At 50.9% G+C, this 5,578-nt stretch carries 2 tRNA genes and 2 rRNA genes; all 4 read right to left on the bottom strand.

Annotated features, from left to right (window positions below):
- Positions 1-192: 192 nt before the first annotated feature.
- The 4 genes from DBR46_RS30075 to DBR46_RS30060 all read right to left on the bottom strand — a co-directional run bounded on the left by DBR46_RS30075 (position 193) and on the right by DBR46_RS30060 (position 5,136).
- A 23S ribosomal RNA gene (locus tag DBR46_RS30075) occupies positions 193-3,084 on the bottom strand.
- Positions 3,085-3,333: 249 nt separating this feature from the next.
- Positions 3,334-3,409 (bottom strand) — tRNA-Ala (locus DBR46_RS30070).
- Positions 3,410-3,439: 30 nt separating this feature from the next.
- Positions 3,440-3,516, bottom strand: a tRNA-Ile gene (locus DBR46_RS30065).
- A gap of 83 nt (positions 3,517-3,599) precedes the next feature.
- A 16S ribosomal RNA gene (locus DBR46_RS30060) occupies positions 3,600-5,136 on the bottom strand.
- Together the 16S and 23S rRNA genes with 2 tRNA genes alongside form the textbook arrangement of a ribosomal RNA operon.
- Positions 5,137-5,578 lie beyond the last annotated feature (442 nt).

The raw sequence follows: 5,578 nt of genomic DNA, 5'->3' as shown, positions 1-5,578 counted from the left end.
TTCCAATGCTCTATGGTCGTCAAGAAATTCGGGTACTGAGTCGTGACCAGTTGGCCTCGCTTCAGCAAATTGGGTATGTGATAGCTTTCGGTGTTTTGTGAGATCGAACTTTCGGTTCTATCGTCTTCACACACCGCAATCTGGTGCTCTTTCGCTTTTCAGCTCGAAGCAAGCAAATTGCTTGGGTGTTATATGGTCAAGCCTCACGGGCAATTAGTATTGGTTAGCTCAACGCCTCACAGCGCTTACACACCCAACCTATCAACGTCGTAGTCTTCGACGGCCCTTCAGGGAACTCAAGGTTCCAGTGAGATCTCATCTTGAGGCTAGTTTCCCGCTTAGATGCTTTCAGCGGTTATCTATTCCGAACATAGCTACCCGGCAATGCCACTGGCGTGACAACCGGAACACCAGAGGTTCGTCCACTCCGGTCCTCTCGTACTAGGAGCAGCCCCTCTCAAATCTCAAACGTCCACGGCAGATAGGGACCGAACTGTCTCACGACGTTCTAAACCCAGCTCGCGTACCACTTTAAATGGCGAACAGCCATACCCTTGGGACCGGCTTCAGCCCCAGGATGTGATGAGCCGACATCGAGGTGCCAAACACCGCCGTCGATATGAACTCTTGGGCGGTATCAGCCTGTTATCCCCGGAGTACCTTTTATCCGTTGAGCGATGGCCCTTCCATACAGAACCACCGGATCACTAAGACCTACTTTCGTACCTGCTCGACGTGTCTGTCTCGCAGTCAAGCGCGCTTTTGCCTTTATACTCTACGACCGATTTCCGACCGGTCTGAGCGCACCTTCGTACTCCTCCGTTACTCTTTAGGAGGAGACCGCCCCAGTCAAACTACCCACCATACACTGTCCTCGATCCGGATAACGGACCTGAGTTAGAACCTCAAAGTTGCCAGGGTGGTATTTCAAGGTTGGCTCCACGCAGACTGGCGTCCACGCTTCAAAGCCTCCCACCTATCCTACACAAGCAAATTCAAAGTCCAGTGCAAAGCTATAGTAAAGGTTCACGGGGTCTTTCCGTCTAGCCGCGGATACACTGCATCTTCACAGCGATTTCAATTTCACTGAGTCTCGGGTGGAGACAGCGCCGCCATCGTTACGCCATTCGTGCAGGTCGGAACTTACCCGACAAGGAATTTCGCTACCTTAGGACCGTTATAGTTACGGCCGCCGTTTACCGGGGCTTCGATCAAGAGCTTCGCGTTAGCTAACCCCATCAATTAACCTTCCGGCACCGGGCAGGCGTCACACCCTATACGTCCACTTTCGTGTTTGCAGAGTGCTGTGTTTTTAATAAACAGTCGCAGCGGCCTGGTATCTTCGACCGGCATGAGCTTACGGAGCAAGTCCTTCACCCTCACCGGCGCACCTTCTCCCGAAGTTACGGTGCCATTTTGCCTAGTTCCTTCACCCGAGTTCTCTCAAGCGCCTTGGTATTCTCTACCCAACCACCTGTGTCGGTTTGGGGTACGGTTCCTGGTTACCTGAAGCTTAGAAGCTTTTCTTGGAAGCATGGCATCAACCACTTCGTTAACTAAAAGTTAACTCGTCATCAGCTCTCGGCCTTAGAATCCCGGATTTACCTAAGATTCCAGCCTACCACCTTAAACTTGGACAACCAACGCCAAGCTGGCCTAGCCTTCTCCGTCCCTCCATCGCAATAACCAGAAGTACAGGAATATTAACCTGTTTTCCATCGACTACGCTTTTCAGCCTCGCCTTAGGGACCGACTAACCCTGCGTCGATTAACGTTGCGCAGGAAACCTTGGTCTTTCGGCGTGGGTGTTTTTCACACCCATTGTCGTTACTCATGTCAGCATTCGCACTTCTGATACCTCCAGCAAGCTTCTCAACTCACCTTCACAGGCTTACAGAACGCTCCTCTACCGCATCACTTACGTGATACCCGTAGCTTCGGTGTATGGTTTGAGCCCCGTTACATCTTCCGCGCAGGCCGACTCGACTAGTGAGCTATTACGCTTTCTTTAAAGGGTGGCTGCTTCTAAGCCAACCTCCTAGCTGTCTAAGCCTTCCCACATCGTTTCCCACTTAACCATAACTTTGGGACCTTAGCTGACGGTCTGGGTTGTTTCCCTTTTCACGACGGACGTTAGCACCCGCCGTGTGTCTCCCATGCTCGGCACTTGTAGGTATTCGGAGTTTGCATCGGTTTGGTAAGTCGGGATGACCCCCTAGCCGAAACAGTGCTCTACCCCCTACAGTGATACATGAGGCGCTACCTAAATAGCTTTCGAGGAGAACCAGCTATCTCCGAGCTTGATTAGCCTTTCACTCCGATCCACAGGTCATCCGCTAACTTTTCAACGGTAGTCGGTTCGGTCCTCCAGTTAGTGTTACCCAACCTTCAACCTGCCCATGGATAGATCGCCCGGTTTCGGGTCTATTCCCAGCGACTAGACGCCCTATTAAGACTCGCTTTCGCTACGCCTCCCCTATTCGGTTAAGCTCGCCACTGAAAATAAGTCGCTGACCCATTATACAAAAGGTACGCAGTCACCCAACAAAGTGGGCTCCCACTGCTTGTACGCATACGGTTTCAGGATCTATTTCACTCCCCTCTCCGGGGTTCTTTTCGCCTTTCCCTCACGGTACTAGTTCACTATCGGTCAGTCAGTAGTATTTAGCCTTGGAGGATGGTCCCCCCATATTCAGACAAAGTTTCTCGTGCTCCGTCCTACTCGATTTCATGACTAAGAGATTTTCGCGTACAGGGCTATCACCCACTATGGCCGCACTTTCCAGAGCGTTCCGCTAATCTCAAAGCCACTTAAGGGCTAGTCCCCGTTCGCTCGCCACTACTAAGGGAATCTCGGTTGATTTCTTTTCCTCAGGGTACTTAGATGTTTCAGTTCCCCTGGTTCGCCTCTTACGCCTATGTATTCAGCGTAAGATAACCATCTTATGATGGCTGGGTTCCCCCATTCAGACATCTCCGGATCAAAGTCTGTTTGCCGACTCCCCGAAGCTTTTCGCAGGCTACCACGTCTTTCATCGCCTCTGACTGCCAAGGCATCCACCGTATGCGCTTCTTCACTTGACCATATAACCCCAAGCAATCTGGTTATACTGTGAAGACAACATTCGCCGAAAATTCGATAATACTCAAAACTGAGTAACTCACAAATTTTACCTTAGCCTGATCCGTTACCAGTGAAAGTAACGTTCAGTCTATCTTTCTATCACATACCCAAATTTTTAAAGAACGATCTAATCAAAGACTAGAAATCAACATTCACCATCATCACAATGGAATGCTCATTTCTAAGCTTTCAACAAACAGAAGCAGTAGTGGTGGAGCCAAACGGGATCGAACCGTTGACCTCCTGCGTGCAAGGCAGGCGCTCTCCCAGCTGAGCTATGGCCCCGTATTTCTACAGGCGTTTCCCACACAAAATTGGTGGGTCTGGGCAGATTCGAACTGCCGACCTCACCCTTATCAGGGGTGCGCTCTAACCAACTGAGCTACAGACCCAATTTCGGGCTGCTTCTTTATCGTCTTCTTCAATGAATCAAGCAATTCGTGTGGGAACTTATGGAGCAGCTGATGTCGTCGATTAAGGAGGTGATCCAGCCGCAGGTTCCCCTACGGCTACCTTGTTACGACTTCACCCCAGTCATGAATCACACCGTGGTAACCGTCCTCCCGAAGGTTAGACTAGCTACTTCTGGTGCAACCCACTCCCATGGTGTGACGGGCGGTGTGTACAAGGCCCGGGAACGTATTCACCGCGACATTCTGATTCGCGATTACTAGCGATTCCGACTTCACGCAGTCGAGTTGCAGACTGCGATCCGGACTACGATCGGTTTTATGGGATTAGCTCCACCTCGCGGCTTGGCAACCCTCTGTACCGACCATTGTAGCACGTGTGTAGCCCAGGCCGTAAGGGCCATGATGACTTGACGTCATCCCCACCTTCCTCCGGTTTGTCACCGGCAGTCTCCTTAGAGTGCCCACCATGACGTGCTGGTAACTAAGGACAAGGGTTGCGCTCGTTACGGGACTTAACCCAACATCTCACGACACGAGCTGACGACAGCCATGCAGCACCTGTCTCAATGTTCCCGAAGGCACCAATCTATCTCTAGAAAGTTCATTGGATGTCAAGGCCTGGTAAGGTTCTTCGCGTTGCTTCGAATTAAACCACATGCTCCACCGCTTGTGCGGGCCCCCGTCAATTCATTTGAGTTTTAACCTTGCGGCCGTACTCCCCAGGCGGTCAACTTAATGCGTTAGCTGCGCCACTAAAAGCTCAAGGCTTCCAACGGCTAGTTGACATCGTTTACGGCGTGGACTACCAGGGTATCTAATCCTGTTTGCTCCCCACGCTTTCGCACCTCAGTGTCAGTATTAGTCCAGGTGGTCGCCTTCGCCACTGGTGTTCCTTCCTATATCTACGCATTTCACCGCTACACAGGAAATTCCACCACCCTCTACCATACTCTAGTCAGTCAGTTTTGAATGCAGTTCCCAGGTTGAGCCCGGGGATTTCACATCCAACTTAACAAACCACCTACGCGCGCTTTACGCCCAGTAATTCCGATTAACGCTTGCACCCTCTGTATTACCGCGGCTGCTGGCACAGAGTTAGCCGGTGCTTATTCTGTCGGTAACGTCAAAACAATCACGTATTAGGTAACTGCCCTTCCTCCCAACTTAAAGTGCTTTACAATCCGAAGACCTTCTTCACACACGCGGCATGGCTGGATCAGGCTTTCGCCCATTGTCCAATATTCCCCACTGCTGCCTCCCGTAGGAGTCTGGACCGTGTCTCAGTTCCAGTGTGACTGATCATCCTCTCAGACCAGTTACGGATCGTCGCCTTGGTGAGCCATTACCTCACCAACTAGCTAATCCGACCTAGGCTCATCTGATAGCGCAAGGCCCGAAGGTCCCCTGCTTTCTCCCGTAGGACGTATGCGGTATTAGCGTCCGTTTCCGAACGTTATCCCCCACTACCAGGCAGATTCCTAGGCATTACTCACCCGTCCGCCGCTCTCAAGAGAAGCAAGCTTCTCTCTACCGCTCGACTTGCATGTGTTAGGCCTGCCGCCAGCGTTCAATCTGAGCCATGATCAAACTCTTCAGTTCAAACATCTTTGGGTTTTTAAGAAACCCTAAACTTGGCTCAGCAATCGTTGGTTACATCTTTGATTTCTCGCGGAGTAACTTGTGATGCTGATAATCTTGTTGACTATCAGTCTGACTCCACAAGCACCCACACGAATTGCTTGATTCAGTTGTTAAAGAGCGGTTGGTTAAGATCTTTCGTCTCAACCGAGGCGCGCATTCTACAGCAGCCTCATTTGCTGTCAAGTGATTATTTTCAGAAGCTTTCGAAGAATTCTTCAACAACTTCAACCACTTGCGCTTCAGATCTCTCATCAGCGGGAGGCGAATTCTACAGCGTTACACGCTGCTGTCAACACCTCTTTTTCAACTTCGTTCGCGCTTCGATGAACTGAAGCAACCTGCTGCCGAAACCTACATAACTCATTGTTTACCAAGGAGTTTTCCGTTTCGACTGCGCCGG

Source organism: Pseudomonas sp. KBW05 (assembly GCF_003852405.1).
GTDB lineage: Bacteria > Pseudomonadota > Gammaproteobacteria > Pseudomonadales > Pseudomonadaceae > Aquipseudomonas.
Note: the sequence above shows the minus strand (reverse complement) of the source record. Positions and strands in the feature narration are given on the sequence as shown.